Raw genomic sequence first — 25,774 nt, forward strand, 5'->3', positions numbered from 1 at the left:
CACGCCAGTAGCTGTCAGCGTGATTCGTGAGCCGACGTTTTTAAGGCGATACTGATTTCCTCCTATGGCTGTATTTACAACTAATTCATCTGCAAGGAAATCAGCAATTGCAGATGCTGTAGTCACAGACATCCTGGCGTTACGTGACTGACCTACAATACCGGTCATAATCGGGATGGCGGTGTTTTTAGCTATGTTTTGAACAGAATTTTTCAGGTTTGCGAGTATTGCTGCAAGACCGCCGTTATCCAGAACGTCGACTGAAGCTGAATCGGAAATGAACTGCGCCAGCACATACGCCATCGTTGACGACTGGCGCAATGCTTTATTGATTTGTGCAGATGATGCCTTACCCGACTGAAATCCGGTCAGCAGTGCAGCGAGTGCTTCATAATCCGCCTGGCTGGTCACGTTAGCGCCTGCGCCAATGCCAAAGGCCTTAAAGTTATTCGTAGCCATTAAAGTGTTGTCTCCCATGCGCCATCATCAAATCCGGCGATGTATTCGTTATCCATGTCGAAACCAAAAAATCGGGTTCCTACTGATGGGGTTTCTATTGAAGGGGTTTGTATGTCGCCAGCCCAAACGCCTGCGGCTTTAACGGTCAGATAGCCTTGCCTGATTGCGGCCAGTAACTCGAGCGAAACCTGAGATATATCCACTTCAGGAAACACCCAGACAGAAATAGTCATGTCCTGATTGTCGACAATCTGCATTTTCAGGCCTGAACCATCCAGTGCCGTTTCCAGAATTGAAGGAAGTGAGTCGTTTTGCCCGTCCCAGTTGTTGATGGCTATTTTTGCCTTGAGAATGATGCGGTAGGTGTCGTCGCTAAGGCTGGTGTAACCTGCATCTGGGTCATATGGCCCCTGCCAGACACCCTGATCCCAACCGAGACCAGGAGTGTCAAATGAGAAATAAACCCCTGATATTGGCTGGCTGACAATCCGACTTCTGCCGATCCATTCACCCAGCGCATCAAGCTGCACGCCGATTGCCTCATCAATATCAAACGCTGATATCAGCCCATACATCGCGTCAGAAACGTCGCTAAGTGGACGGGTCGACAAATCAACATGCTCAACAAACAGGGGCTTCCCCCTGTGATAGTTGGTTATACGGTCGATATATTTACTCATGGCGACACCGTGATAGAGATGTTCGCTACGCTGCAGGTGGCCGATTCATTGTAGGCTATGATGATGTTCGAGGCAGATACAGCGCCTGCCGACTTACCTATCTGCAGGCTGTTGATGTCGTAATAACGGGCATTTCCACCACTGACCACGCCAAGGTTCGCAGGTGAATACAGGCGGCTGAGAAGGACATCATCTCCGATCGTAAGTGAGTTGATGTAGTCTGCTATCGCCTGCTTTATCTGCTCGCCAATTTGCGTGGTGTAACCGGTGAAAACCTTGAGAACCAGCGCCACATAAATCGGAACGTTGGTGGGCCGTGAAAAACTAATGGCATGGGGGTTGCCATATTTGTCTGGCACCTGTGTCGTTGTGCTGCCGAACGTTCCGACACCCTGACCCTTTTTGCCGCGTATGGTTTGCGCTATCTGCGTGACATCCCCACCCTCCACAATGGCAGCGATAGAGTGACCGGGAATACCATTAGCGTCCGTTGCGCCCGTGTCATTCTCATAAAGCTTGTGGCGGGTTACACCTGCTACGTTAGCCAGTGCACCATCAACAGCATCGAATGGCGTCAGGGACGGAATTGCTACACTCTGGCCCTGCCTGATACGCAACGCTGAGTCTTTTTCTGCATCGGAACCTATTGTGGCTGCAACTGAATTAGTGACCGCAGTCCAGCCGCGCGTAGGCGTGTTGATCTGCGTGATTGAGCCAATCACCGCTGCCACTGCGCCCGGAACAGCGCAGGTTGCTGTAACCGTCACTGAGCCGCCTACATCAATAGTTACGCTGGATGGCAGGTTCCAGATAATTCCGTTCGCATCCTTAACCGAGCCGTTGGTAATCGTGGTGCCGGCAGTTCCGCTAAGGGTCAAATCGACCGTTGAATTCGTCGATGGTTTGCGCGTGATGCCGTTGATTTTAACATTGCGGGTAAGCGCATCTGACATGGCAGTTGATGGAGAGAATGAGGTGTAAACCTGAATGGCAGTGTTGTTGGCGTCATGTACAGCCAGGGCCACTAAAGCCACCATCTGACCGTCTTTGCTGTCCGGTTCCAGGTAGGCATCGGTACCATAAATCTGCTGAAAGTAACTGGTAATGGTAGAAAGTATCGTCTGGTAATCAGGCGCACTTATCCCTGAGGCAGTCACCGTAGCGGAGAGCCCCAGCGTGTCGAGATTGAGAGCCATTATGCCTCGCTTGTGACGGTCGTCGTTCCGTAGATGGTGTCGATAGTTGCGGTGAAAATCACACGTCGGGAAGAGGTATTGAGGCTGGTATCGAATGACATGATCGAGTTCACGCCGGGCGTCTCAAGTATCCGTTTACGGATAGCCAGATTAAAGGTTTCAGGCTTCTGCTTACCGAGCACCGACTGAACCCATGGAGTGCCCTCTGTCGTATCGAGGAACCACTGTCCGTACCAGAGCAGGAAGCGCGTCTTTATCGCCTGAGCAACGCATTCTGGCGAGTTAATCAGCCAGGTGTCATCGCCTTTGCCGAAGGTGTAATCACCGTTTTCGTCTTCGCGTCTGTATCGCATCAGTTCACCTTGCCAGAATTGCCAGAGCCAGACTGCACGCCGTTATGCGTATGCTGGTCGCTGATGTCTTTTCCATTGGAATTCAGGCTGCCGATGAATTCGATGGCGCCGGTAATTTTCGCTGCGGTACCAGTAGCAAGACTGCCCACCATGCCCCCCATCCACGTCAGCAGGCCCGTTATCGTTACCGCCTGGCTGAACTTAGCCAGAGGCGTTGTTACGTTCAGTCCGCCCGGCGCTACGATGTTCACCGCGTGGCTGTTGGGGTCCAACTCGATATAGGCCGCGCCGTCATCAGTGCGCATCTGAAGCGTTGACGCGCTGATGTTACTGATAACTTCAGCCTGCGATTGCGGGCCGATGATTGCGAACGCGTCTGAAAGGTCGTGCTGTCGTGGGTCTACCGATTCCTGAATGCCGCCGTTCTGCCACCAGAAATCAATGCACCGGTCGCTAAAGATAATCAGGCACTCATCCCCTTCTTTAACCGGGAAGGTTATCGTACATCCGCCGCCGCGTGGAAACACTACCGGAACGTCGAGAAGCAAAGGGAGAGGCGCCGATTTGAAGTTGCCCAACTCATCGGCCGTCTGGCCGCTGATGGCTGGCTGAACGGTGCAGGTACAGGCGATTGGGTCAAACGTCTGGATGATGCCGGGCATGGAAACGCGGAGCATAGAGAAGATGGAATCTGACAGCGCTTTATAGGCCTGCGATTCACCGCCAGCCTGTGATTGTGGTGAAACTGGCATATTAGCTCCAATAAAAAACCCGCCGTAGCGGGTTTGACTATGTGACTAATGAGAATTTATTTCAGTCTTTGGAAGTTCATAACTGTCTCATCGATACTTTCGGTAGCTACGCCCAATGCTCCCCATGGAACCGAAGACATAACGTTTCTCTCATAAGCATCTAAGTCTTGAGTCGGTTCTCCTTGAAAAAGCGCAGCGGTAGATGTTTTGTCAGTATCAAAAATATCATCAGGTTTATCGTCGTTCATTTTATACCTTACTGAAAAATAAGAACAAAACTGAGAGAATGAGCAAAGCAAAAGATAAGGCTACAGCATTGAATAATCTAAGTACATAAGCAACTTTTGATTTGTGCAAATTTTCAATTTTCTCAACCGCCCTACCGTAGATGATCATATGTGATCTTACTATGAGTTCCTCATCACCTTTTAAGAAAAAATCATGGGACGCTTGGTCTCTAGGAGCAATTACCTTAGGTAAGCCCTTAAGGCTCCAAGAGTGCCATAGATAGTAAAATGAAAAAACTATTGACAGAATACAAGAACCTATAAATAGCAAACAAAGCTCAAGAAAAATGTTTCCATTCGATATTGCTGAAGATTCAATAGTAGAAAACACAGTTGTTAATGCTGCAGCTTCTAAGCCAATCAATGCCACTAAATAATTAACTTTCTCCTCTAATCTACGATATGAATTTCTAGCTTCATCATATCTATCTTTATAAAAGGTCAAAATTAAGTCACGACTCAAACCACTTCTATTTGATTTTGACATCATTTTTTCTTATTAGGAAACAATTGACTAATTTATAGCTCTAAAGCAGTCAAACGAACTAAAAATTCGTGACTCGCTCATGTTTGAACGGATAGCTTCGACATTCAGGATCGCTTTCCCATTGCGCTTGATGTAATCCATGCCGTAGTAGCCAGGATAGTCTGTGCGCGGCACCATCCACTGCATCTGGATGTTGTCGTAGTCGCCCTGTGTCTTAAGGAAAGTCACCTTTTGGCTGATTGGCTTTGCTCCATTGATTCTGGCCCAACCGTCATTATCTGAACTTGTGCCAAGGTGGAATGGTCCACATTGAGAGTCCGCTAATACCGTTGATGGTGATGATGAGGCCGCGATTAGTAACAGCGCCAGTGTAAATTTAGATTTCACCGTCAGTATGTCCTGTTGAGAGCAGTGTTCGTCTGAAGGTCTGCGGAACCTCTGGCGCTGCACATCAAATCCATATACCAGGCCTGCCCGCGAGTATCACCAGTATAACTGATGGATTGCACGATATACACGCCATCGGTCGCAATACTTGCGGGCTGTTGCAGCGTTCCGTTCACGTTCAGATTCCCGTTATTTTCGGTCTCAAAAATCCGACCTCCTGACCTCTGAACTTCGTCGCTAGATAGCGCTGTGCGGTACACAGAAGCCTGGTCCAGTTCAATCAGGCCGCTCACCCGGATGTTGGGGTTAATCAGGCAGCGGACATTAACGCCAGCGCCCATTGTCTGCTGAGGCATGCCGATGAGGCCGGTACGACTGTTAAGCACGATCGCCTCATGGATGTACTTATCCGTGCTGACCATCTGCGCCTGACCATCCACAATCTGCCAGTTGGCGTTGCACTGATCGGCAATGTTGCTCATGACATCCCGTGCCATTCCATACATCACGCGCCCGCGTGGAAATACGGTATCCGGCATCTGAGCTGTCATACCCTGAGTGACGCCGAATGGCTGGAAGCTCTGCATTGTGGCCGCGTGCAAATCTGCCACCGTGTACCCTGCTGCCAGCGTGGTGTTCACCTTCGCGGCCACAAATGCCTGATGACCATCAATGGCCTGAATCAGGATGTAAGTGTCGGTAGGGTTATCGCGCCCGGTTATCGTAAAGCGAATTTCACCATCGAATATCTGGCCGAAGTTCTGCCCGTCAGTCTGTCCCACCTGAGTTGAGTCGACATTGCGCGCGACACCAACCTGACTGGAATCGACCGGCGCGGCCAGTCCGTCATATCCGGCGATCATCTTCAGGCGTGAAAACTCCTTGCCCTGTATCCGGCTGACGGTGTCCTTCTTCAGGTTGTAGATTTTCACCGTGGCAACGCGGGGCCATAAGGCATTAGTCCACTCGATGTTAAACACGACTTTGAAATCAGAGAGACTGATGCCTGCGCCGGACTCATCAACAAGGAGCAGTTCAAAGTGGCGCATCCAGTTCTGACTCATGATTACTCCGTTACTGATAGCAAGTGGCTTTTTATGCCCAGGTCTAACTTGGTGGGGTAGTCCTGATTGGGATCGTCACACAAAACAACAAGGCCAAAGCCAAGTCCGAGGTGTGCGTACTGGCCTAACAGATTGGCACCTGTCACCAATGGAATGCCGGTAGCAATTGGCTGCCCGCCGCTATCCATCAAGTCCATGACCCACCCTGATTCATCACGCCACAGAAGCCGGATGGCATAGTTCGTGCCGTTAATTACAGTATTGAAGCGCTGGTTGTCCGGGGTTAATGGTATTCGGGCGATTCTCATAGGCTCCACCACCAGGCAACTTTCTGTAGAAATGAAGCATCATCGGCGAAAACAGCTGGCTTAGAGCCGGTATTTTGCATCTCTGAGGTGCTTACGCCGTCTTTCATGTCTGACTTATTGGCTACATTGACGTCCTGCGCCTGCGATATTGGCACTTCCTTAAGCGTAAGAGATGCCATCAGTACATTTTCAGACGTCCGGTCCGTGGTTACGTCAAGAACGCGAATCAGCATATTGCTGTATATGCGCTTGCCGGTGACAACATCGAAAGGAACACGACTGGCCTGCAGGTCAAGAAGGCTTTGGTATGTCTCCCGGGGACTTAAACCAAGCAGGCTCGTCGAAGTGAGTGAGCTTGCAAAATCAAGAAGCGAGCCACCACCAGAAAAGCCGACCTCCATTGTCAGCTCTGCTGGCCGCTTATAGGCATGGTCAGCAACCGGCGCACCCAGTTCAGTAGGATGCTCTGTGATTTCCAGCACATCGCTGTGCTTCTCAGAGATAACCACGTCCGGGATGATCAGGCCTATCTTCCGGCTTTGCTGCGAAAACAGCGTAGAGAGAATATCCATTATCTGACCGCCGGTGTGAGTTGCTGGGTTAGTCTGGAGTTAACGCCCATCTGACGCTCTGCTACGCTGCTGCCGGCGCGTTCCGGATCGCTTACACCGTGAATGTGGATGGTCGTTTCCTGATTAACGGTAGGCGCGGCAGCGCCAGAGGCGGCACGGCTTACTAGCTCACTGGAGTAGATATTGCGTCCATTCTCATGGTGAATTATTCCGTTCATCAGCTGAGACAGTACCTGCGGATTCTGCAGGTTGAGCGCGGCCTTAGGATCAACGCCAAGCCGTGAGGATATGGCGTTGACGTAAGCGCCAGTGTTGTTCTCAGAAGATGGAGCCCAGGTGGAAATAATGCCCTCAACGGAGTTGATTCCGCGGCGGGCATAGAGCATCAACTGCCGAGCCATAGCGCGCAGGCCATCATAAGCAGTCTGGAATTTTGCGAATCGACCACCACTACGCTCCAGCATTGCACCTGCCTGGCCTGCATAGTTCAGATTGCCGGGGTTATTGTTTCGCTCCCCTCGCTTCAGTGACTGCGCGTATTGCGAGGCTGGGCCGTCAACCGGGTAGATTGCTTCCGGGCTATCATCTTCACCGGGCATTTTTTCTGCCGCTGCTGATGGCGCTGGCTTGCCACCTTCGCCGCTGAAGAAATTCAGCATGTCCTGAGTGTCTTTCTCATTGACGATATGGAGACGCTGGAGCGTTTTCCAGAAAGGACTGTTAGCGAACTTCTGCCCTATCTGAGTCAGGAAACCGCCAAAGGCCCGGTTAACGGAGGCGATCGCATCATTAATCGACTTTGACCAGTCACCTTTAATGAAATCAGAAAGAGACTGGAGCGTGCCTTTCCATGTCAGGGTGCCGTCGTTGAGCTTATTCAGCTTGTCAGTGAACCAGTCCAGCGCCTTTTTAGCGGAGTCGATACCCGGCTGCCATTTCTCCCAGTCGATAAGGGATTTTCCGCCAGCCTGCCACGTCTTGTAATCGTCATACAGACTGAGAATGGCGAGGCCAAGAGCGATGATCCGACCAATCGGAGAGGTGAGGAATGCGCTGTTAACAATCCGCCACGCCAGAACAAGCGCGCCCAGCGTTTCAATCAGCTGCTGAGTTCCCTTGTCGAGGGTGTTCCACCAATCACGAATATCTCCGGCAGCCTGAATAAGGCGGTAAACGACTCGGCCAATCACCTCAGCCATCCAGAGGATGCCCTTTACACCACTGGTGATCGTCTGCTCTATCTTCGGAAAATTATCGACAATCTGTTTGCGCAGAGTATCGATTGAACCCGATAGGCCTTCAGCCAGACTGGAGCCGATTTTATCGCGCGCCATGCCCGCCATTTGCCCGAAAGCACGCAGCGAGGTCATGAACTTATTGGAGCTGATTGCAGCCTGGTCTGCATTGAAGCCGATAGCTTTCGCCATCTGAGTGTATTGCTGATTGAACTGACCCAGCCCGCGGCGCATCGCCATCAGCGTGTTTTCATCAATGCCGAGCATCTGCGCATACTGGTTTGCGCGGTAATACGGCATGTTACTGAGTTTCTGGCCCACACCGGTAAAGATGCTCGCCATATCCCGCATGTTGCCGCTCGCATCGCGTGTCTGCACGCCAAGACGATTCAGGAAGCCTTCTGAGCCCGGATTGTTGCGCATGAACCGCGCCAGCCCCTCAAGGGATCCTCGCGCAGCCTCTGCACTTGAACCTGCCTGAGATGCGGCATAGCCGATCGACTGAATGCCTGCCACTGTCGCACCGGTGCGCTGGGATGACCAGTAAAGCTGATCCAGACCACTCGCGATTTTTGCAGTGAAGGCCACCACTGAGAGAGCCGTAGCTTCCACCGCTGCGCCGAGCTTAACCACCTGCAGGGTGGTACCCAGCACCACAGAGTCAAACTTGCGCGCGCCGGCATCGTCAATCTGAAAGCCGAGGCTTACCAGAAAATCCTTGATAGTCTCAGCGTTCATTATCCTGTCTCCAGCGCTCTATGCGGTTGTTATTATCTGCCTTCAGGTCGAGCCAGTCGTTCATGCGAGCGACGTCTGCGAGGTCTACTGAACCATCTTTTAGTGCGGTGTAACTGATATACCCGGCATCAACCGGGCGCATCAGGAAGTCTTCACCATCAGGCAGGGATTCGAGCGTCAGGCCGCTGAGTTGTCCGCAATCTCTTTGTCGGGGGCTGCGGGCAAAAAATTTCCCAAGCTGTCGCCCACCACCCGACCAACAATCTGCAGCATGCTCATCAGGTCGATGTCATCAAACATCAGTTCGTTCTGTGACATTACCGGCGCCCATACTTTGCCGTTCTGTCGGGCCACAACGGACAGGCAGGGAAAGATGATCGCATTCGTATCCTCTTCGCTCATCTCTGCAAGAGAGTCCGCAATTTTCGGCAGTGCCGTCTCAAGGGCTTTATAGACATCGCCGCCCTGGGTTGCAGTCTTGATGGACTGGAAGTCGCCAAGCATCCCGGCGAGAACCGGGAGCAGCTTGCGGGACACCTTCAACTGGTCGAAAACGCTGAGCTTTGATGCGCGGTAGTTAACGCCTTTGATTTCAAATTCCATCGATTAAAACTCCCCGAGCACTTCGTCGATTTTGCCGCCGTCAAACACCCATGCGACCATTCCGGCAACCTTTGGGTTGTTCCAGTCGGGCTGCCGCTGGAAAGCCGCTGAGCGAATCGTGACAATGTCGCCTGATGCCTTATTGCGCAGGACAAATACGTTATTGCCCCACAGCGCAGAAGACTGGCTTTGCGCGTTATACATCAGGGAGAGCTTCTTATTTACCGGAGAGGTTTTCTGGAGGTTGATGGTTACGGTACCGCTTTTGCCTGCATGCAGGCTGTGCATCGTTTCGCCATCCGCACCAATCGTCATGGTGTTTTTAGCCTCGGTCATCGTTACCGTGATCCCTTCCTCGGAGTTCGCAGAGCCGTAGCCAAGGTCAATTGAGCCGGTTGGGCCGGTCATGGACGCCGTAATGTCCATAAAGCTGTAGGTACTCATCTATATCCCCTTAGCGAACAACGTTGATCTGAACATCGGCGTAGTGAACTGCGCCGGCCAGTTTGATAGCAGCCTGAATCAGCGGCGCACGGCGCTTCTCACGGTCAGACTGAGCCTGTGATGACAGGGGCTGTGCGTATACGTAGTAGCCTTTGGTCAGGGTGTCGCCTGCCGTAATCTGGCCGATATCACCGCCATTCCACACACCCGGTGCAACCAGACCATTCGAAACAGCCTGGTCGAGAGACATCTCAACGTTAGTGAGAAGGCGCGTGATACCTGCTTCGGTCTGAGGAATTTTGCTGGTCGAGGTGTACAGCAGGTTAAACAGGTTGGTCTGCACGTAGTTCTGCAGCCAGTCGAGCCCATGGCGCTCATCGAAGAAATCGCCGTTGGACATCACACCCTGCTGCAGGATCGCCGTGTCGTTCGCGTAATACACGTAAACGTTGGCATTCTTCGCATCGACCGCCGCAGCCTGAGCGCTGGTCAGGGTTTCATACGTCACGCCCGGTTCAGTTTTGAATTTGAGGGTGATCGTGGTGTTGTTGCCGGTGAAATTGACGGTAAAGGCACGACCAAACGCCGACAGCGCTGCATATTTGCTCTTCGTTGAATACTGGACGAAGGTGCGGCTGTAACCGGCTGCCTTGAGGGTAGAGGCCACGTCAGTAGTGGTTGCCGAATCGATGATGCCTGAATCGGCTGAAGTAACAGCGAAAACGCGGCTCAGGCTTGATGCCTGAATTGCTGCAGCCGTCGCAGTAATCTCTGCGGGCGTCAGGTCGTCTTCATCTGCAATACCAAGTCCATACCAGTTGGTGAACTGCAGTACTGCACTGATTGCCTGCGCCAGCGTTTCAACACTTCCGGTTTCGCCTGTTGCCAGAGTCTTGGCCCAGCGACCCACATAGACCTGTGATGGTCGCGGTGACTGAGAGAAGTAAATCAACGCTGCTTCGTATTCCGGGCTGTCTTCACCGAAATCAACGCCGATATCTTCGGAGCTGGTATAAAGCCGGATACGTTCTGACACAGGGATTACAGTCGATGTGCCGAGAATCAGCAGCGAGCCGAAGTTACGACCCGTCGCCGCAGTGGGCGACATGATCACATCAACGTTCACAACGTTGGATACAGGTAAGCCCTGTGCCATAGATTAATCTCCAAAGAATGATACTGGCGCTTCGACCAGTGATTTAATGCCGTAATCGCGGATTACCTTGCGGCGCAGGCGCACAGTGATGTCGTACCTGCGAACCCATTGGTTGTTGATGAGCTCAGGGAAGGCTGTCAGTTCACTGTAATCAGCAAGTGACAGCTCGTTTGTTTTCAGGGTTTCGTTGTTCTGCTCAACCGTCAGCCCGTCGCGGAACATCGTTGCGATTGTCTGGCTTTGCGGGCCGTAAAACGAGGCGAGCGTTTCGATCACCTCATGTCGCCAGAGCTGATTGCCCTCATCAGTCTGCCGCACGAATGCCGGAGCGTTGTCAGCGGTGAATCCAATAATGCCGAACCCACACCAGTTGGTATCAGCTGCAGGAAGAGCAGCCTGTTTCGCTGTCCACCTTGGCCTTACCATGCCTGATGGTAATCCTGATAACGCTCTGGCCCACTGGCTAAGCTCACGTTCCAGCGTTTCGTCATATGCCTGCGGCGCGCTTACAGGTGTCAGATACCCGGGCGCTGTGCTGTCGTTACTCACCTGCGCCTCCATCAAATGGCAATAGCTCGCAGTGAGCCTGTACGAAGCCCGCACCGTAAGCGGTGTATGGGTCAACAAAGGTGACGCGATACTCTCGCCCTCGATAGGTGACAATGTCAGCATCAATGCCGGTATTGCCGCTGGTCAGGCGAAATACAGTCACTATCAGGATTGCCCCGTTGATGACCTGACCGGCCTGCATGCGCCGGGCCTCCAGTGAGCGGTCAACCGTCACCACGCCGCCAAACGGTGTCACAGTGGTTGTGTTGCTGGCAAACCCGTCATCATCGACGGTCTGGACATTGCGTTTAACGGTAAGAGAGGTATCGAGGAACTCAGGCGAGAGAAGCACGTCACTGACATCAAGAGTCGGCATCTTTATCCCTCACAATGTGCGTGATTGAGCGGCGATACTCGCCTGTGTCGATTAGCGGCTTGTTACCGGTGCGCCCGCGACGGAGGCGATTGGCAATCGTGGCATCCGCCAGGGGAGTAAACCCGGTGATGGTGATGTACCGCTTCACCCCATTGGCGGCTACTCTCCCGGCGCGGTCGAGTGATGTCGCTGCGCCCTCTGCATTACCTTCAAGCGCTTTCTGAGCAGCGGCTTTCAGGTGAGGCATGAAGTCCTGCTCCACCGACCTGACGCCGGGTTTAAGATGCGGGCGCGCTGGGATGTTCTGCATGGGTGAGCCATCCTCATTGATACGCCCGATCGCCGCATTCCCGATATCGCCATCATCACGCTCATCTTTCGATTCAGGGATGCCCACCAGAACATCCTTGTTAGCGAGGGTTTTAAGGGCGTCCAGAATGCTTTGAGCGCTGTCACTGCGCACCGTCAGGCCTGATTTCATAGCTGAATCCCGCCATAACCGAAGTACTGCAGCATCTGCCAGAACTCCGCACCGTAGCGCGAGAAGTTCCAGAACCCCGCATCAGCATTCAGCGTTGAGCTGTTGTCATAGCTCACGCTGACCTTATCTACCGACTTGGATGTGACCACGCCGCTCGTAGCGCCACCTGCACCACCGAGCACCCCTGCAGCAGTATCAGCCGCGTTCAGCACCATGTAATGCGCAACGAACAGCTCTACTAAGTAGGGGAACATCTCCCCCATAGCAGAGCCATCAATGAGCATGTCGGCGAGATTAAGGCGGAACAGGATTATTGCGTCGGGGTATTTGGTGGCGTCAGCGAACTGAGGGAAGTCGCGGCGAAAATCACTTACTGTCGGCAGGTTTCTGTTTCTTGCCATCAGCATCACCTTGCGCTGCTGGTTCATTTACGGGCTGCTGCAGAGCTGCCAGCTGCGCGGTCAGATCGGCGATGGTCTGGTCTTTCTCCGCCACTGACTGCTGCAGCTCGCCATTTGCTTTGTCTTTCTCTGCCAGCTGCGCGGTCAGACTGTCGATCTGCGCCTGGAACTCTTTGGCATCGACACTGGCCTTGGCCTTACCGGTGACGTCTGAGTGGGCAGTGACAAACCAGTGATCTGCAACCTTCTCATCAACGGTGTGCTCACCGGTTTCAAAGCGCTGGCTAGTGCCATCTTCAGCTGTGAAATTAAACGGGGTGTGGACGCGAATCGTCTTCTTAGCCATTTGCTACTCCTGCTGGCCCCTTTCGGGGCCGTGTTGGTTAGATGCCGTCCAGATACGCCATGGTTTCCGGGTACGGAGACTCAACTGCGCCCAGCTTGCCGTAATAGGTAGTCAGCTGGTAAATGCCGCGATACTGCACCGGCACGTTCAGCAGCGGAACCATCGGGAAGCGAACAAACTTCTTGTCGTTGGTGTAGGCCATCATGCGATCGGTACCACCAACGCCTGCGCCTTTCAGCCATTTCACCGCGCGGATGTTCAGTGGTACGCCATTCTGATGGAAGGCGATGGTGTTTTCGCGCAGGTAGGTCAGCAGTGACTGGTTGCCGGCTGATGAAACGATGATGCTGGACAGCAGAGCGAACTGTTCAGGCGGAAGCAGCAGGTCACGCGGGACAATGGTGTAACCCGACGCCGCCCAGGCATTAGAGAGCAGCAGGTTGATTGACGCCCGGATTTCGTCCGGCGTGGATGTTGCCCACGTCTTAGGTGCGTTAGTGACCGCCGCGCCGTTATAGTTGAGCAGGCCTTTAACGCCCAGCTGACTGTCACCGCGATAAACCTGCTCGTCGGTATCCATGTTCCATTTCAGCTGCATCGCATCGAACTTCTGCGTATCGATTGGGCGCCCGACCTTAGCCGCGGCAGCCAGTTCGACAACGGTCCAGCCCAGCTCCATACCCCACAGGGTCAGTGGGAAGCCTGTTTTTGCGATGTCGACGTTCGGCCCAGCAATAGCGGTGGAGTCTTTGCCGATCCAGTTTTTCCCGTTCGGATTCGGTGTACCTGCAGCAGCAAAGGTAGAGTTGGTGAAAGAACTGATGTCATCAGCAATCGACACGTCTTCGCGCAACTGAATATCACGCGACCACGTATACCCTACGAGGGGCATATTCAGTTCCTGATCGAGGCGCTCGAGCTCGCCAACCAGGAAAGCGCCAGTACCGTCAACGGTGGCTTGGTCAAAAGTTAACATATTTAGCGATTCCCTTAGATGTTGTATGCGACTTCAGCGTTGCCAGCGGCATCGCCTGCGCCAGTGAAAGTAGCGTTAGGCAGCACGACAGCTTCGTCAGTGACAGCAGCGCCCAGAATTGCGCCCAGCGGACTGGTGTCGGTTGGGTTGGCGATACGCACATAAACCGGCGCACCTTTGGTCAGGCCAACTGCAGTGCTGCCGATGTTAACGGTCATATAGCCGCGCTTCATCACGTCACCAGTGAAATTGGCGTTTGCACCAACCTGCCGCACCATGTCTGGCGTCGATGTGGTCGGGTATGGGCGAACGTAGAGCCCGGTGATTACCGTCGCGGCGTCAGATGCTGCCAGCGGGATAAACTTGCCGTCTGCGCTGTCTTTACCTGCGAGGCCGTATTGGCTGAAGGTGTTAGCGGCATTGAGGATAACCGGCTCGGTGGTCAGGTCTTGCGGGCGTGAGATAGCCCCGGCGATGCCTACTGGCATCCGGTACAGGTATGCAACCATGGGTTTTTCCCTTATTTATTCCAGTGGGCGGCGAATGCCTTGTTCAGAGCAGCCGGAGAGTTTTTGTTGGATGAGTCGTAAAACGATGCACGCGACGCAGTGGCTGGAGCGCTGTTACGCGCTTTGGCGATTTCGCTGGCAGATACAAATACCGCGTCCAGTGTTGCCTTCGGCATTTTGGCGAAGTCCGGCGAAGCGCCAACCAGCGGAGCCAGCAGCGCCTGACCTTCCGGCGTTTTGAATGCCGCGTCCATAGTAGAGCGTTTGAACGCTGCCAGTTTACCGCCTTCTGGCAGTTTCACGCCTGGCAAAATCAACTCAGCACGAGCCACAATGCCCTGATGGTAAGCAGCATCGGTAGTTGCGCGAGTTTTCTCTTCCTTCTCTTCCGGGTCGTCGCTGTCGACGGTTGCCGTAGAGGTCGGGTTGATCAGCTGCTGAACCAGAAGCGCCAGCGCATCGACTTTCGCTTCAAGTTCGCTGGTTGTCTGCGCGCCACCTTCTTCATCGGTGGTCAGGCCGCCGAGCTCTTTATTAGGCGGCAGTGGCTGCGCCGGGTTGATGGTGATATTTACTGCCCGTGCCAGATCAAGGCTTGGCTCGACCAGTTCTGATGGCGCATTGTCCACCAAATCAGCCAGGCTATCGGCATCCTTGGTTTTAATGGCCCGCTTCAGCTGGCTAAACCAGCCCTGATTTTTGGTAGTCATGAATGTGCTATCTCCAATTGAACAGCGAATGCCTGCACGACCATTGGGTACGCTCGCACAGTGGTTACCGATAATTGTGTGTTGGCGGGCCTGACCGGGTGCCTTCTGCTCATACTCAGCGTCATAGCCCATTGATATCTGGTCCTGACCGTCCATTACCTTCTGAATGCCTTCGGCAGTCTTGATGTGGATGTCACCCAGCATTAAATCTGACTGGTCGCCGGTACCGCGCCGGACGTTCTGGATATGTCCATGTGCATGCTCTTTCCAGTTGCCTGGATTGACCATGTCTTTGGGGTGACCCAGCGTGAAGGCCATACCTTCGAAGGAGGCGAGCGTTTCAGGACGGAATACCTCGTCAGCGTCGCGAGTTACGACAATCTCGCCATCGTCATCACCGACGATGCCGGGTAGTTCGCTTTCGTCATATACCTGCGCGCCGGTGCGGGCGATCGGAACGTCTTTGCACAGCAATGAGCCATCGGCCATCTCAAAGCGAGTGTTACCGACGCGCGTAGTGAAAAAATATTGCATTAGACCGCCCGAAGTTATATTTAATGAACAGTTAAACTAATGATTCAGACTAAAAAAGGATTTAAATGTGACTGACGAAAAACTGCCAAGAACCTCTGAACCTAAAAAGATTCCATCCTGGATCGCTATTGGAATGGCATTTTTAACAACATTGCTTTACGCGTCGCTATTCCTTTGGTTCAAGCATGGAAATGCTGGAGGAGCCTTACTGCTGCTCAATATTATTTATGCTGCTTATGCTTTTTTCACCTTGTTGGTCGATAGGAAAGGTCGATTCTCAGATTTAAGTGACGCCAGATTGGTTACTTTAGGAACAGGGCTAGCACCGGTTGCTGTATCTATCATGGATGCACTATTAACTTACCAAAAAGAAATACAACAAAGCTCTGCATGGCTATTATTACTGTCGTTTTTAATTGTGTTTATAATTTGGTTTGCCATGATGCTTGTCGCATCAGCAATCCCAACTGATATTAAAGACAAAATCAAAAAACCGGCTCGCAGTAGCAACGGCAATTAGGAAACTGACCAGCGTGGCCGGTCATGCCATCCAGCGCGGGCGGTTTAGACCAGTCGACATACTGGCCTTCCATCTGTTTGTGAGAGTGGCGCACGTCGCTGTCATCGGCCGTTCGCCAGATGTAGCCGCGGGAGCCGATGGCGGTTGAGCGCGCCTGGGTAATTGTAGTGGATGCCCGGCCAACTTCAGTCCGGGCAATGGTGCGAGCCCGCGACTCAGTAACTTCACCGGTACGCATGATTTCATCAGTTAGCGTGCTGGAGCGCTTACCAGCTACGACAGCCTCAATCCCCTGACTGTGAATGTCGTAGACCCGGTCGGCTGCTTCCAGCGGAAGTGACTTGAACAGCTTCACCTGCTCCTGAATGATGCTCCGGGTGACCATTCCCTGACTGCCAGCCATCAGGTCACGCAGACCTGCAGAGATTTGCCAAGAGCGCTCACGCCACATCGCATCGTCGGCAATCTCCAGCGTGCTGATGAGGCGACTTGATACCGCTTCAGCCCATGGCTCAATCAGGTCGGCGTAACGCTCCAGCCTGTCCATGATGTCGGTGACGCTGTCATTTGAACCATCGTAAGAGCCCTCGACTATTGCGCCCACCGCCTGCGCTATCTGTCGTAGCTGTGTTCCCAGTTGCCTCTCGGCGCGCTTCAGGTTCGGTGGCTTCGAGGTTATCGAGGTCTTTCTCGCTCGGCGGCGGTAGGTCACTGGCATTATCAATATCCTCGTCGCTGATGGTTGAGCCGATGCCGGTTACACGCGCTGTTTCCTGCAGATGCATTGCGCCAGCTTTCTCGGTCATCAGGCCAGCGTCAACAGCCTGAACAGTTGCGGCCACAACCTTAGTTGCAGTGTCAGCACGTTCACTATCTGGCGTCTGCCACAGCTCGTTAAACTCGAAAGTGAAGTCATCAGGTAGAGGTGTAGCGAACAGACTCATGTGCAGCACCTGAAACAGTTTGCGGATGGGGCGGCGTAACTTACGTTCCTGCTGGGTAGACACGTTGTCGTAATAGTTAGCCAGGTCAGTGTCGCCGGTTGAGAAACCCGGCAGGAGACTGACCAAACAGGCGTACCAGCGGGATACCAAACGCACCTGATACCTGCTGCCCAAACTGTGCCAGCACGTCACTGAGCCCGGCATACGAGTAGGTGTGTGCCTCAAACTTGTCCGCGGCGTCCATGATGGTCATACCTTCGTTGCTCTGATATTCGCGGATCATGTCCATGTGCGACATCAGGCCCTTGAACATCGGGCTGTCTTTACCCATCGCCAGCAGCTTACGCAGGCCTTCAATGCTGTAGGTGCGCAGGTGAGCTTTGTAGACCAGCTGAGCAACGCCGGTTGTCGTGGAGTCGAAAGCCAGCAGGCGATCGAAGCACCGTTCAATCACCGACATGCCCCAGTCGTTTTCTGTCAGACGCTGCTGATACGGAAGCGGTATGCCATCAAAGCGAATCAGCCTGGAGTGATGAATGCGCCACGGTGGAATGCCGGTAGCAGACGTCACCACCTTGTAGAACTCAGGCATGCCGAAGTCCGGCCCCAGCTCACTCACGCGGCGCTCTGTCATGGCGTTGAGCATCCAGCGGTCCATCACCATCACACCTTTAAATGAGTCTTTGGCGATAGTCTCGATGCGCAGCGGGGTTGAGTAATTCTGACCGTCAATCAGGATGACGCCTACAGCGCCACCATAGAGCCGCGCCCACTTCAGCGTATCGTTGAGTGCCTCCCACAGCCCCATCGCATCCCATGCGTGGTCGAGCTGCTTCTTGCGGCCATCTTCGAGCTTGGAGGTGATAGTGACGCCCTTACGGGTCATGTCATCAGGGATAGCATCAACGCCAGCGCCTACCAGCCATGAGGAGCGATAGGCCTGCTCAATCAGTAGACGGTTGCGGGAAGTCCAGTTATTGCGGTAGGTGCCTGCGCCCGACTGGTTCGACTGGTTGACGCCCATCCGGGCAATGAAGTTTTCATAGCTGTCACGCGTTGGTACAGGCTGCGACATGCTTTCAGTTTCGGACATATTCAGCCTTTCCCAAGTTGCGCCCAGGTGCCGAGGCTGTCTGAGCTGGTAATGTAGCCATCCAGCCCGTAGCGAATGGCATCAATGCAGTGGTTAAACTTGTCGACGATGATCGGCAGTATGTCGCCGGTCTTTTTGTCGACCTTGTAGGAGTAGTGGCGGAATTCATCGGCTGTGTGTTTGCAGCGCTCATGGATAATGATTTCCTCAAACCCTTTCAGGTAGGTGACACCATCCTCAACGCTGCCTTTCCACTTAGCGGCCGCATCAATCGAAAACCCCTGGCGTGCCAGATAGCTGATGGTTTCCGGGCGTGAGTTATCACCTTTGACCGGCCACTTACGCACCTCAGGGATTGAGTCGTAGAACTGCGGCATCTCATCCAGCTCAACGCCGACACCATAGGCCTCGTATTCGATATAGAGGCGGGTGCCGAGCATGAACATACGAATCAGCGTGCTGGGGTCATTAGCGAAACCAAAGTCAGCACCGAAGAACAGACGATCGGCCTGTAGCCACAGGTCATCAGGAAATGCTTCCACCCGGTAGCGGTTACGGAAGATGACCGAATCGCTAATCGACTTCGGTTTACCCAGCCAGATGTGCTCATACGCCTCGTAATCGACGCGCTTGCAGTACTCCATCTCTTTGCGAAGCGTGTCCGGCAGGTACGGGTTGTCGTAGTAGTTCACCTCGACGGTAATGCTGTCGTCAGGCGGGTTAACGATAAACCGCTGATAAGTCGGGTCCTGCTCTTCACCCGGGTTAAACGTCACCCAGATTTCAGAACCTTCTTTACGGATGGTGGGTATCAGAATCGCCCATGAATCCGAGGAAACAGACTGCGCCTCCTCCACCCAGCAGATGTCCACACCTTCTGTTGATTTGATGCCAAGTGGGTCAAAGCGAAGCCCCTTGAACAGGAACTCGCTACCGGATGCGCTGGTGATGCTTTCATTGGTGATGCGGAACCACGGGTTAAGCCCCAGCATCTCAATCTGGTCTTTCAGCAGTTTATGTACTGAATCCTTAATCGAGTTCTGAACCTCACGGGTGCAGAGTATGCGGAGCTTCTTGCTGGCGGCCATGATGACCAGTGCGCGGGCGGCGGCCCATGATTTAGCGCCACCTCGCCCGCCGTGGAATGTCTTATATCGCTTGGGCTGGAAGAGTGGTTTGAACTTGGGCGCAAAGCTAAGTCTCGTCTCCGCTGCTATCATCTTCCGCTCCGAAGCTAATCACGAATGATGGCGTGGCAAGAGGAAGGCCATTAGCGCCAACCAGTTCGTTTTTAACGTTGTCTTTGAATGCCTGGACGGTGACGTGCTTGCCAAGCAATTCGAGATTCTTCACCTTGTCAGGCCATTTAATTTTCTGAATAGTGGTTTCGAATTCACTATCGTCATCATCGTTTTTGCCAGCCATTTTCAATCGGTTGATGTCCATCCCACTCAGGGATGTGCGCCATGCCTTCGGCCAGGATGAAACGGGAAGCATATTACCCTCGTCATCAAGGATGTCTGCCGCATCCATCTGGTCAATCTCAACTAGACGACGCAGCACATAATCGGCGTCGATTTCTACTCGTTCGTTTCGTTCAGCTTTGAGTTCGATGATGCGTTGCGCGATACTAAGTTTCGCTAAGTTCTGCGCACCCTGTTCGTTTGCGGAGTTTTTGCTGTACCCCGCCCGAATGGCCGCTTGCGTGGCGTTCAAATCGATGAGGTACTCGCGACAGAACATTTCTTGTTTGTCGGTGAGTGCCATGTTATATGCCTATTGTTGTGTTACACCATCTGGAGAGCTCAAAAGTCATGAAAAAAAAGAAGTCGGTTGCAGCTATAGAGTTGAACAACATTGGTAAAGCACACAATGTGGGGAATGGCTTTTATGGAAATATGACAGGAATAAGAGCTAATCATGTCGAGGAAATTTACAATATAGGTAATAAGCACATTTCTCTTGAAGCTTTAAAAATATTAAACGAACTTTCAGAGGCGGTAACCTCACGCAAAGATGCCTTGCCTATCGAGGTCTACGAAGGTCTTATGAATGCCATAAGTGAAATGACTGAGCGCCAAGGTAAGCCAGATTTCAGAGATAAATATCAAAACTTCATGTCTATGATATCTGACCATGTCACCATCTTGACGCCTTTGTTACCATCAATAAGTCACCTTTTTGGTCCATTGGCTTCACTTCAGTGATTATCAAATTTGGCAAAACGACCTGGCATTTTTTTGGATTGATGTGAAGGAAGCTGGCCTTCCCGATTCTAAGCATTCTATCTTGTGCTTAATCTGAATAATGCCTTTCCCACGCCTCTGCCTCCACCACAAAACAGAAAAACCGCCAAAGGCGGTTGTGTTAAATCTCATATTCCTAGTAATGGTTTAAGCCCATTCAACTGGTCAGCTTTTATAACCATTCCTAAATTCATCATCAATTTAGTATTGACCACTTGAGTGGCGACCGTTGGTACATCTACTATGTTAATGCTTCCATTTGCGCTGATTGTTGGCCCGGCATATAACAACCCTAGAAAAATGAATCTATTGCCCATAGCTAATCCGTTTGAGGTTGCAAAGCTACCCTCATTCATTATGAATACGGGTGACCCGCTCGAACCTCCATAACAGGCCATGTCAATCATGAATTCAGGCCTTCCCTGCCAATTTTCTAGCAAAGATGAAGCAGTTATGCCCTTCCTGATAATAGGCCTGTTATTTGTAGAATCCCATAACCCGTTTGGATAGCCAGCCATATAGACCTCTTCGACCGGGGTCACAAACTTTTGATTCAAAAAGTGCTTGTCATTAAAGAAGAAGTTGTCAACTTCGATTCCTTGTGAACTTAGTTCATAAAGAAAGTCTACGATTGGCAAAGCACATATGTCGATTTCGGGGTCAGGGTGCGGTATAAAGTGACTTGACTGATTTATAATCAAGTCGTAAAACTTCAATTCCGGTCTAGATTTAGAGGATACGTTCAGCCTAATCCTGATATTTAGTGCATTTTCAATAACATGCTTATTTGTCACAATCAAGGGTAGGCCTGACTCCTCAGTTTCTGCAAAACCAAACCAAAAGCCTGTGCCGACTGAAACGCCTCCACCTATCACATTACATTCAATTCTAACTGTTGATTTTGAAATTACCTGACTGACTAACATTGATATCATCCTCAATAGTTAAGCCAGCCAACTATATAAGAAAGCCCTAATTTTAACTAGTAAATTATAATCAGCGCAGACACTGCTCTTTAATGTACTGCTGCAGCGCGGCTATCTGCTTTCCGGCGACTTCGATTCGCTCTCTGAGGGTGAAATAATCCCGCTGAGCGGCGTCAGTAAGTCGGGCGCTGGCTGCATCATCCAGGCTGGCGGTGCCGGTGGTGGATTGCTTCGCACAGGTGGCGTTGAGCTGCAACCGGCGCTTACCAGTAGCAACATCATCATGCAGTTGATCGATAGTCGCTTTAGCATCTGCTAGCTCCTTCGTGTATTTCTCATCGAGTGCTGCCACGTCACGCTGGCGTGTCTGCATATCGGTGATGGTGTCATTCGCTTGCTTCAGGTTACTGGTGGCGGTGTCACGCTGAGCCTTATAGTCAATGGCATTGCCGCGATAATAGAGCGCAAATGCAGTCGAGGTGGCGATAGCGACGATAATCAGCAGCGCGAGCGCCAGCAGCAGCTTAGCCTTTAAGGTCATCGACACTCTCCGCCAGACACAATGAGCGCTCCATGTCTCGCCGGTTCATCAGGCCCCGCCATTTCATCCCACCGGCATACACCCAGCGGCGGAGTTCTTCACACGCACCATCAACATCACCTGAGTTCAGGCGTTTTAACAGAGTGGATTTGGAGAACGCGCTGGAGCCAACGTTGTAGGTGAAGCTGTACAGGGCAGCGCGCTGGTATTCCCCTAGCGGAACTTTGACCAGGCCGTCTACCGACTTCTTAACCGGCTGCAGGTCATTCCACAAAAGCCGATCGCATTCCCGGTCGGTGTACTTTTTGCCTTTGATGATATCGGTGCCGGTATGACCATCGCAGACAGTCCAAACGCCAGCCACATCTTTGTAAGGCTCGTATACCCTGCCCTCTACCCCATCCTTACCGCCGAGGAATACCGTAGCGATAGCCATAGCTCCGCCACCCGCGACAGCTATAAGCTTATTGCGCAGGCTGTTTGACATAGCCATGGGTTATTCCTCGTTGATGTCTGGAGCGATGGGCCAGCGCTGAAGGGCTTTGATTTGCGCCAGGGTAGCCTTGCGCTTGTAATACCAGTTGATGCCGAGCGTGAACAGCGCGACCAAAATACCGGCCAGGACGCCTACAGCACTCCATTCATCGGGACTCAGCCGGGTCAGCAGACCATTGGCGATTGTCCCGGCAGATGCGCCATAAGCTGCGCCTGAAGCCAGTTTGCTCATATCGATACTCATAACACCTCCGTGATTACGGTCGGTGCTGCAGGTAGTCAGAAGAAAAGATCGCCCGCTGCCACACAGTAAAGGGTGAGAGTCAATGTTGATTGGCAGGGGCGAAAAACGAAAAAAGCCCACCGAAGTGAGCTTTTGAAATGAAATTTACTCTTGATTCCAGACTGTCTCATCCAAACTGACGTTTAAATGACCATCAGTGATTTCATAATAAGCACTTCCGCCTACATCAATATCATGGTCTTGGTCTTTGCATCCGGAGAAATAGTTTACTACTGCAATGAATTCAATAAAGTTTTCTGTTGCACCTGTAATCTCGAATGACCCATCCACTACTTGATATTGCACATCACCGCCATACTTTGCTAAAAGGTACCCATCAAAATATGAAGAGTACTCTTCAAACAATGCGGACAGCCCATCAAGATTTGATGGCGAAACATTACCGAGGGGTATCGAATAATTTTTTATGCTTTGCATGCTTTAACCTCTTTGATTGAAGTTTTACATGCTAAGCGACAACAGGTTATGTCAGAAATCTTTTGAAAGTCTGCAATGAAAAAGGCCAGTTTCTATGACTGACCTTTGAAATAGTTTAGTTATGTTACCTATCCGCTATAGGGTATGCGGCAGAGTTTATCCCCTGTAGCGGATAATAAAAAAGCCCCGCCGACTGGTGAGGTCGCGAGGCCCTTTGGCATCCACATTTATGCAACTGACCGGTAAAGCCGCGATCTGTTCGCTTCACTTCCCGATCATGCCGCTAATGTGCCAGGTTACATGCCCTTTGTCTTTGTCATTTCGTGCTATTTCGTATATTTATGCGGCTACTTTAGGAATCTCCTTCTCCATTTCTCGCTTAATTGCGTAAAACATTTCTCCTTCAAGGATATCCATCGCCCATTCCATTCTGTTTCGGGCCTCCTTGGGTGAGATGGCGCAGTAATAAATCAGCGATGAGCCGATATTTTGCACGCTCTTGCGTTTGCAGTAACGTAATCTGGCTACGTTGCGAAGCGGGTTATCCTTACCGAACGTCTTGACCATGACAGATTCAACAAAGGCGGCATCATCTGATTCTTTGGCGAGAGCGATGATGTTTGCCGTTGATGACTGAGGGATAAGCAGGTCACGCGCCTTGCGAAACAGCTCTTCACCACGCAGCCCTTCACAATGCAGCTGTGACACGATTTTCTCTATCTGCCTGCCCTTCTGCTCGCTCCATTCGCATCGCATCATCAGCCGGCCAATCACGTTCACCTCTGCACGGTCGTAATCTTCTCCGCCCAGGTGATCGCCCCACACGCCCAGCAGATGCCTTACCCACGCCTGCTGCGATTTGTTGATGGTCTTCCACCCGTTGCCGAATAACCGGCGCATGTCGGCCGCGCTACGTACACCTGAAAGCCTGACGATTTGCTGATAGTCACGCTCAATGCGCATGCTTAACCCCCATCATTTTCGCCGTGTTGCGGATTATCCGGTAGTTGATCTCATACATGCCGCGCATCTTGAGAATGCGTAGCCTTCTCCAGCGCATTTTTAGCTGGCCTAGCAATTCATTTTTCAGCATGCTTTCCAACCCTCGTTTTTATATGAGCGCCCTGCTTACCTACCGGTGTAAAAATCGCCTCATAGTGGTCCCATCCTTGGTGTATTCGCTTCAACAAAATCGCCCCATTTATGCCGTAAAATCTTGCAGCTACAGATACGCACATATCTCCATCAGGAGAATGGACGATGACATTGTTTCGCCGACTTGAGGCCTGCTCTAACGGGGTCGCCCACCTGCAGTTTTCTTTTGTGTAATTGCCATTCACATCAATCCTGTCCAGTGAGTAGCCTTTCGCTGGACTCGGACCCATATCCTTAATGAACCTGCCGTAATCCATCCATTCATCACTGACCGTTATTCCCCTCCCGCCATAGTTTTTATATTTCTTATTATTCGGGTTGCGGCATCGGTCTATCATCCCTGCCCAAGTGTTGTAAGACCGTGCAACCACTTGCCCTGCATGTCCGTGTGTCGTATTTCTGTTGATTGTGTTTTCCCTGCTTAGGCAGCCGCATGACTTTGTTCTTCCAGAAAGAAGAGAGCCGCTTGATATCGTTTTTTCAACTCCGCAATCACACAAACACAGCCATACAATATGCATTCCCTTTACGCGCGGTTTCATTTGCAAAACCAAAATCCGCTCGAATCTCATTCCTTTTAAATCCTGAAATCTGGGCATTTTAGTTTGCCTCCATCTCTGTGATGATGATCTCCAGCCTGCCACCCTTTACGACCTCGCAGCGAACCATGCGCACGTCATCAATCAGGCTGTCGTCAGCTATGACGCCTGCTTGGGTGAGTGAGTCGAGGGGTGCTTTGAAGAGGTTGTCCAGGTCACGCCGGGCGCGTGTAGGTGGGTATGCGAGGATTTTTACTTTCAGCCTGCCGGCCAGTTGATATTGCTGATTTGCTTCGGTGATTTGTCTGGTTACTGCGGTGGTATATTCCCTGCCTTTTTTGCTTTTGATTTTCCTGCCGCGAAACACTGAGAAAAGGTGATTGTTTCCGGGCGGCCAGGGTAGCTCGATCCTGTATTCGTTCATCGCTTCACCTTTCCTTCGCGCAACAAAGCTTCCTGCGTGCGTATAACGCCTTCAAGGTGGGCTATGCGCGCTTCCGTGACATCGCAGTGACGTGTGCGCCGGTCTATCTCGTCGTGGCACCCTGAGCAGGCCCACGCGCCAAAAAGGTCGTCTGGCTTCATTCCGGTTCCGCAGATGCCGACCATGCGGTAATGCGCGAGTACGACTGTTTCAGGATTGCCATTGCAGATGCCCGGTAGCCGGACCTGGCATTCCCTGCCCCGCGCTTCATTTCGTAGCTTGCTCATGGCTCTCTCCGCACATCCGGTAATTGGGGTCCTGCATCAGGCTTATTTCGCAGCTTGTGCAGCAGTAAACCACTGACTCTGGCAGCGCCGCAGAACAGAAAGCGCAAACAGAAGCAGATGGCTCGCCAGCGCCAGTAGGCTGACTTGATTGGCTGGTCCCGTTCGTGGTCTTCATAGCGGCGATCTACCTCGCAGTTTTCGCAGTTAGCCCCGTAGTGATACTTGTCTTCTGAGGTGAGGATGGTGTGGCAGCGGCAGCAGCGTTCTTTGTTTGTCATCT

At 52.1% G+C, this 25,774-nt stretch carries 39 protein-coding genes and 2 pseudogenes; 2 read left to right on the plus strand and 39 right to left on the minus strand.

Annotation, left to right across the window (positions count from 1 at the left end; translation table 11 throughout):
• Positions 1–168: 168 nt before the first annotated feature.
• From AC6I77_RS10540 to AC6I77_RS10655, 24 genes and pseudogenes are all read right to left on the minus strand, one after another.
• A pseudogene (locus AC6I77_RS10540) lies at positions 169–459 on the minus strand (hypothetical protein); the annotation flags it as partial.
• Positions 459–1,139 (minus strand): DUF2612 domain-containing protein, encoded by a 681-nt coding sequence (locus AC6I77_RS10545; RefSeq protein WP_497816871.1) that lies wholly within the window; start codon positions 1,137–1,139, stop codon positions 459–461. The pseudogene AC6I77_RS10540 and the gene AC6I77_RS10545, both read right to left, overlap by 1 nt.
• Entirely contained in the window at positions 1,136–2,335 is a 1,200-nt protein-coding gene (locus AC6I77_RS10550) for a baseplate J/gp47 family protein (RefSeq protein WP_497816872.1), read from the minus strand. Before AC6I77_RS10550 ends, AC6I77_RS10545 begins: the two co-directional genes overlap by 4 nt.
• On the minus strand, positions 2,335–2,688 hold the full coding sequence (locus tag AC6I77_RS10555; RefSeq protein ID WP_497816873.1) for a contractile injection system sheath initiator: 354 nt from the start codon (positions 2,686–2,688) through the stop codon (positions 2,335–2,337). Before AC6I77_RS10555 ends, AC6I77_RS10550 begins: the two co-directional genes overlap by 1 nt.
• Positions 2,688–3,440: a Gp138 family membrane-puncturing spike protein gene (locus AC6I77_RS10560; RefSeq protein ID WP_497816874.1), complete on the minus strand. Its 753-nt coding sequence runs from the start codon at positions 3,438–3,440 to the stop codon at positions 2,688–2,690. Before AC6I77_RS10560 ends, AC6I77_RS10555 begins: the two co-directional genes overlap by 1 nt.
• Before the next feature lie 56 nt (positions 3,441–3,496).
• Complete coding sequence (locus AC6I77_RS10565; RefSeq protein WP_497816875.1) at positions 3,497–3,688, minus strand: hypothetical protein; 192 nt, start codon at positions 3,686–3,688, stop codon at positions 3,497–3,499.
• A 1-nt stretch (position 3,689) separates the two neighbouring features.
• Positions 3,690–4,217 (minus strand): hypothetical protein, encoded by a 528-nt coding sequence (locus AC6I77_RS10570; RefSeq protein WP_497816876.1) that lies wholly within the window; start codon positions 4,215–4,217, stop codon positions 3,690–3,692.
• A 24-nt stretch (positions 4,218–4,241) separates the two neighbouring features.
• Entirely contained in the window at positions 4,242–4,601 is a 360-nt protein-coding gene (locus tag AC6I77_RS10575) for a hypothetical protein (protein ID WP_497816877.1), read from the minus strand.
• 2 nt (positions 4,602–4,603) lie between these two features.
• A complete protein-coding gene (locus AC6I77_RS10580; RefSeq protein WP_497816878.1) occupies positions 4,604–5,665 on the minus strand; it encodes a hypothetical protein in 1,062 nt (353 codons plus the stop codon).
• 2 nt (positions 5,666–5,667) lie between these two features.
• Entirely contained in the window at positions 5,668–5,973 is a 306-nt protein-coding gene (locus tag AC6I77_RS10585) for a phage baseplate plug family protein (protein WP_497816879.1), read from the minus strand.
• The gene (locus AC6I77_RS10590) at positions 5,970–6,545 is read right to left on the minus strand and encodes a phage baseplate protein (RefSeq protein ID WP_497816880.1); all 576 of its coding nucleotides are present in this window, start codon (positions 6,543–6,545) and stop codon (positions 5,970–5,972) included. Before AC6I77_RS10590 ends, AC6I77_RS10585 begins: the two co-directional genes overlap by 4 nt.
• Positions 6,545–8,518: a lytic transglycosylase catalytic gene (locus AC6I77_RS10595; RefSeq protein ID WP_497816881.1), complete on the minus strand. Its 1,974-nt coding sequence runs from the start codon at positions 8,516–8,518 to the stop codon at positions 6,545–6,547. Before AC6I77_RS10595 ends, AC6I77_RS10590 begins: the two co-directional genes overlap by 1 nt.
• Positions 8,508–8,660, minus strand: a complete 153-nt coding sequence (locus AC6I77_RS10600) for a DUF6889 family protein (RefSeq protein ID WP_078805241.1) — start codon at positions 8,658–8,660, stop codon at positions 8,508–8,510. The genes AC6I77_RS10595 and AC6I77_RS10600 overlap by 11 nt, the downstream gene beginning before the upstream one ends.
• 35 nt (positions 8,661–8,695) lie before the next feature.
• On the minus strand, positions 8,696–9,121 hold the full coding sequence (locus AC6I77_RS10605; RefSeq protein ID WP_497816882.1) for a phage tail assembly chaperone: 426 nt from the start codon (positions 9,119–9,121) through the stop codon (positions 8,696–8,698).
• A 3-nt stretch (positions 9,122–9,124) separates the two neighbouring features.
• Positions 9,125–9,565 (minus strand): phage structural protein, encoded by a 441-nt coding sequence (locus AC6I77_RS10610; protein ID WP_150043405.1) that lies wholly within the window; start codon positions 9,563–9,565, stop codon positions 9,125–9,127.
• Positions 9,566–9,575: 10 nt separating this feature from the next.
• The gene (locus AC6I77_RS10615; RefSeq protein ID WP_497816883.1) at positions 9,576–10,721 is read right to left on the minus strand and encodes a DUF3383 family protein; all 1,146 of its coding nucleotides are present in this window, start codon (positions 10,719–10,721) and stop codon (positions 9,576–9,578) included.
• Between the two features lie 3 nt (positions 10,722–10,724).
• The gene (locus AC6I77_RS10620) at positions 10,725–11,282 is read right to left on the minus strand and encodes a phage neck terminator protein (protein WP_497816884.1); all 558 of its coding nucleotides are present in this window, start codon (positions 11,280–11,282) and stop codon (positions 10,725–10,727) included.
• Positions 11,263–11,646, minus strand: coding sequence for a head-tail adaptor (locus AC6I77_RS10625; protein WP_497816885.1), 384 nt, complete (start codon positions 11,644–11,646; stop codon positions 11,263–11,265). Before AC6I77_RS10625 ends, AC6I77_RS10620 begins: the two co-directional genes overlap by 20 nt.
• Complete coding sequence (locus tag AC6I77_RS10630; protein WP_497816886.1) at positions 11,633–12,127, minus strand: hypothetical protein; 495 nt, start codon at positions 12,125–12,127, stop codon at positions 11,633–11,635. Before AC6I77_RS10630 ends, AC6I77_RS10625 begins: the two co-directional genes overlap by 14 nt.
• On the minus strand, positions 12,124–12,528 hold the full coding sequence (locus AC6I77_RS10635; protein WP_497816887.1) for a DUF4054 domain-containing protein: 405 nt from the start codon (positions 12,526–12,528) through the stop codon (positions 12,124–12,126). Before AC6I77_RS10635 ends, AC6I77_RS10630 begins: the two co-directional genes overlap by 4 nt.
• A complete protein-coding gene (locus tag AC6I77_RS10640; RefSeq protein ID WP_497816888.1) occupies positions 12,494–12,874 on the minus strand; it encodes an STY1053 family phage-associated protein in 381 nt (126 codons plus the stop codon). Before AC6I77_RS10640 ends, AC6I77_RS10635 begins: the two co-directional genes overlap by 35 nt.
• A 37-nt stretch (positions 12,875–12,911) precedes the next feature.
• Positions 12,912–13,850 (minus strand): DUF2184 domain-containing protein, encoded by a 939-nt coding sequence (locus AC6I77_RS10645; RefSeq protein ID WP_210501983.1) that lies wholly within the window; start codon positions 13,848–13,850, stop codon positions 12,912–12,914.
• A gap of 14 nt (positions 13,851–13,864) precedes the next feature.
• Entirely contained in the window at positions 13,865–14,359 is a 495-nt protein-coding gene (locus tag AC6I77_RS10650; RefSeq protein WP_497816889.1) for a structural cement protein Gp24, read from the minus strand.
• 11 nt (positions 14,360–14,370) lie between these two features.
• Complete coding sequence (locus AC6I77_RS10655; protein WP_497816890.1) at positions 14,371–15,603, minus strand: DUF2213 domain-containing protein; 1,233 nt, start codon at positions 15,601–15,603, stop codon at positions 14,371–14,373.
• Between the two features lie 67 nt (positions 15,604–15,670).
• On the opposite strand from AC6I77_RS10655, the gene AC6I77_RS10660 reads away from it, so the two are divergent.
• The gene (locus tag AC6I77_RS10660) at positions 15,671–16,123 is read left to right on the plus strand and encodes a hypothetical protein (protein ID WP_497816891.1); all 453 of its coding nucleotides are present in this window, start codon (positions 15,671–15,673) and stop codon (positions 16,121–16,123) included.
• Here the strand turns inward: AC6I77_RS10660 and AC6I77_RS10665 are convergent.
• The 4 genes and pseudogenes from AC6I77_RS10665 to AC6I77_RS10680 form a co-directional block, all read right to left on the minus strand.
• Positions 16,089–16,727: a phage head morphogenesis protein gene (locus AC6I77_RS10665; RefSeq protein WP_497816892.1), complete on the minus strand. Its 639-nt coding sequence runs from the start codon at positions 16,725–16,727 to the stop codon at positions 16,089–16,091. The genes AC6I77_RS10660 and AC6I77_RS10665 overlap by 35 nt on opposite strands.
• Positions 16,687–18,160, minus strand: a pseudogene (locus tag AC6I77_RS10670) (DUF1073 domain-containing protein). Before AC6I77_RS10670 ends, AC6I77_RS10665 begins: the two are co-directional and overlap by 41 nt.
• A gap of 2 nt (positions 18,161–18,162) precedes the next feature.
• Entirely contained in the window at positions 18,163–19,380 is a 1,218-nt protein-coding gene (locus AC6I77_RS10675; protein WP_497816893.1) for a PBSX family phage terminase large subunit, read from the minus strand.
• A complete protein-coding gene (locus AC6I77_RS10680) occupies positions 19,355–19,927 on the minus strand; it encodes a terminase small subunit (RefSeq protein ID WP_497816894.1) in 573 nt (190 codons plus the stop codon). Before AC6I77_RS10680 ends, AC6I77_RS10675 begins: the two co-directional genes overlap by 26 nt.
• Positions 19,928–19,974: 47 nt before the next feature.
• Here AC6I77_RS10680 and AC6I77_RS10685 point away from each other — a divergent pair, with 47 nt between their 5' ends.
• Positions 19,975–20,367, plus strand: a complete 393-nt coding sequence (locus AC6I77_RS10685) for a hypothetical protein (RefSeq protein ID WP_497816895.1) — start codon at positions 19,975–19,977, stop codon at positions 20,365–20,367.
• Positions 20,368–20,534: 167 nt separating this feature from the next.
• On the opposite strand, the gene AC6I77_RS10690 is transcribed toward AC6I77_RS10685, so the two are convergent.
• The 11 genes from AC6I77_RS10690 to AC6I77_RS10740 all read right to left on the minus strand — a co-directional run bounded on the left by AC6I77_RS10690 (position 20,535) and on the right by AC6I77_RS10740 (position 25,772).
• Positions 20,535–21,332: a S1 family peptidase gene (locus tag AC6I77_RS10690; RefSeq protein ID WP_497816896.1), complete on the minus strand. Its 798-nt coding sequence runs from the start codon at positions 21,330–21,332 to the stop codon at positions 20,535–20,537.
• A 70-nt stretch (positions 21,333–21,402) separates the two neighbouring features.
• Positions 21,403–21,873, minus strand: coding sequence for a lysis protein (locus AC6I77_RS10695; protein ID WP_497816897.1), 471 nt, complete (start codon positions 21,871–21,873; stop codon positions 21,403–21,405).
• On the minus strand, positions 21,857–22,366 hold the full coding sequence (locus AC6I77_RS10700) for a lysozyme (RefSeq protein ID WP_336792449.1): 510 nt from the start codon (positions 22,364–22,366) through the stop codon (positions 21,857–21,859). The genes AC6I77_RS10695 and AC6I77_RS10700 overlap by 17 nt, the downstream gene beginning before the upstream one ends.
• Before the next feature lie 3 nt (positions 22,367–22,369).
• Positions 22,370–22,612, minus strand: coding sequence for a phage holin (locus AC6I77_RS10705; protein WP_497816898.1), 243 nt, complete (start codon positions 22,610–22,612; stop codon positions 22,370–22,372).
• A 144-nt stretch (positions 22,613–22,756) separates the two neighbouring features.
• Positions 22,757–23,089 (minus strand): hypothetical protein, encoded by a 333-nt coding sequence (locus AC6I77_RS10710; protein WP_497816899.1) that lies wholly within the window; start codon positions 23,087–23,089, stop codon positions 22,757–22,759.
• Between the two features lie 339 nt (positions 23,090–23,428).
• Entirely contained in the window at positions 23,429–24,052 is a 624-nt protein-coding gene (locus tag AC6I77_RS10715; RefSeq protein ID WP_154927764.1) for a hypothetical protein, read from the minus strand.
• Entirely contained in the window at positions 24,042–24,182 is a 141-nt protein-coding gene (locus AC6I77_RS10720; protein WP_497816900.1) for a YlcG family protein, read from the minus strand. The genes AC6I77_RS10715 and AC6I77_RS10720 overlap by 11 nt, the downstream gene beginning before the upstream one ends.
• Entirely contained in the window at positions 24,169–24,843 is a 675-nt protein-coding gene (locus tag AC6I77_RS10725) for an AP2 domain-containing protein (RefSeq protein ID WP_497816901.1), read from the minus strand. Before AC6I77_RS10725 ends, AC6I77_RS10720 begins: the two co-directional genes overlap by 14 nt.
• Position 24,844: 1 nt before the next feature.
• Positions 24,845–25,207: a RusA family crossover junction endodeoxyribonuclease gene (locus AC6I77_RS10730; protein ID WP_497816902.1), complete on the minus strand. Its 363-nt coding sequence runs from the start codon at positions 25,205–25,207 to the stop codon at positions 24,845–24,847.
• Entirely contained in the window at positions 25,204–25,494 is a 291-nt protein-coding gene (locus tag AC6I77_RS10735) for a DUF1364 domain-containing protein (protein ID WP_497816903.1), read from the minus strand. The genes AC6I77_RS10730 and AC6I77_RS10735 overlap by 4 nt, the downstream gene beginning before the upstream one ends.
• Positions 25,491–25,772 carry a hypothetical protein gene (locus AC6I77_RS10740; protein ID WP_497816904.1) on the minus strand — a complete coding sequence of 94 codons (282 nt, stop codon included), beginning with the start codon at positions 25,770–25,772 and terminating at the stop codon, positions 25,491–25,493. The genes AC6I77_RS10735 and AC6I77_RS10740 overlap by 4 nt, the downstream gene beginning before the upstream one ends.
• Positions 25,773–25,774: the final 2 nt, after the last annotated feature.

It is taken from the genome of Pantoea sp. X-Soil-ISGK-259, assembly GCF_059730705.1.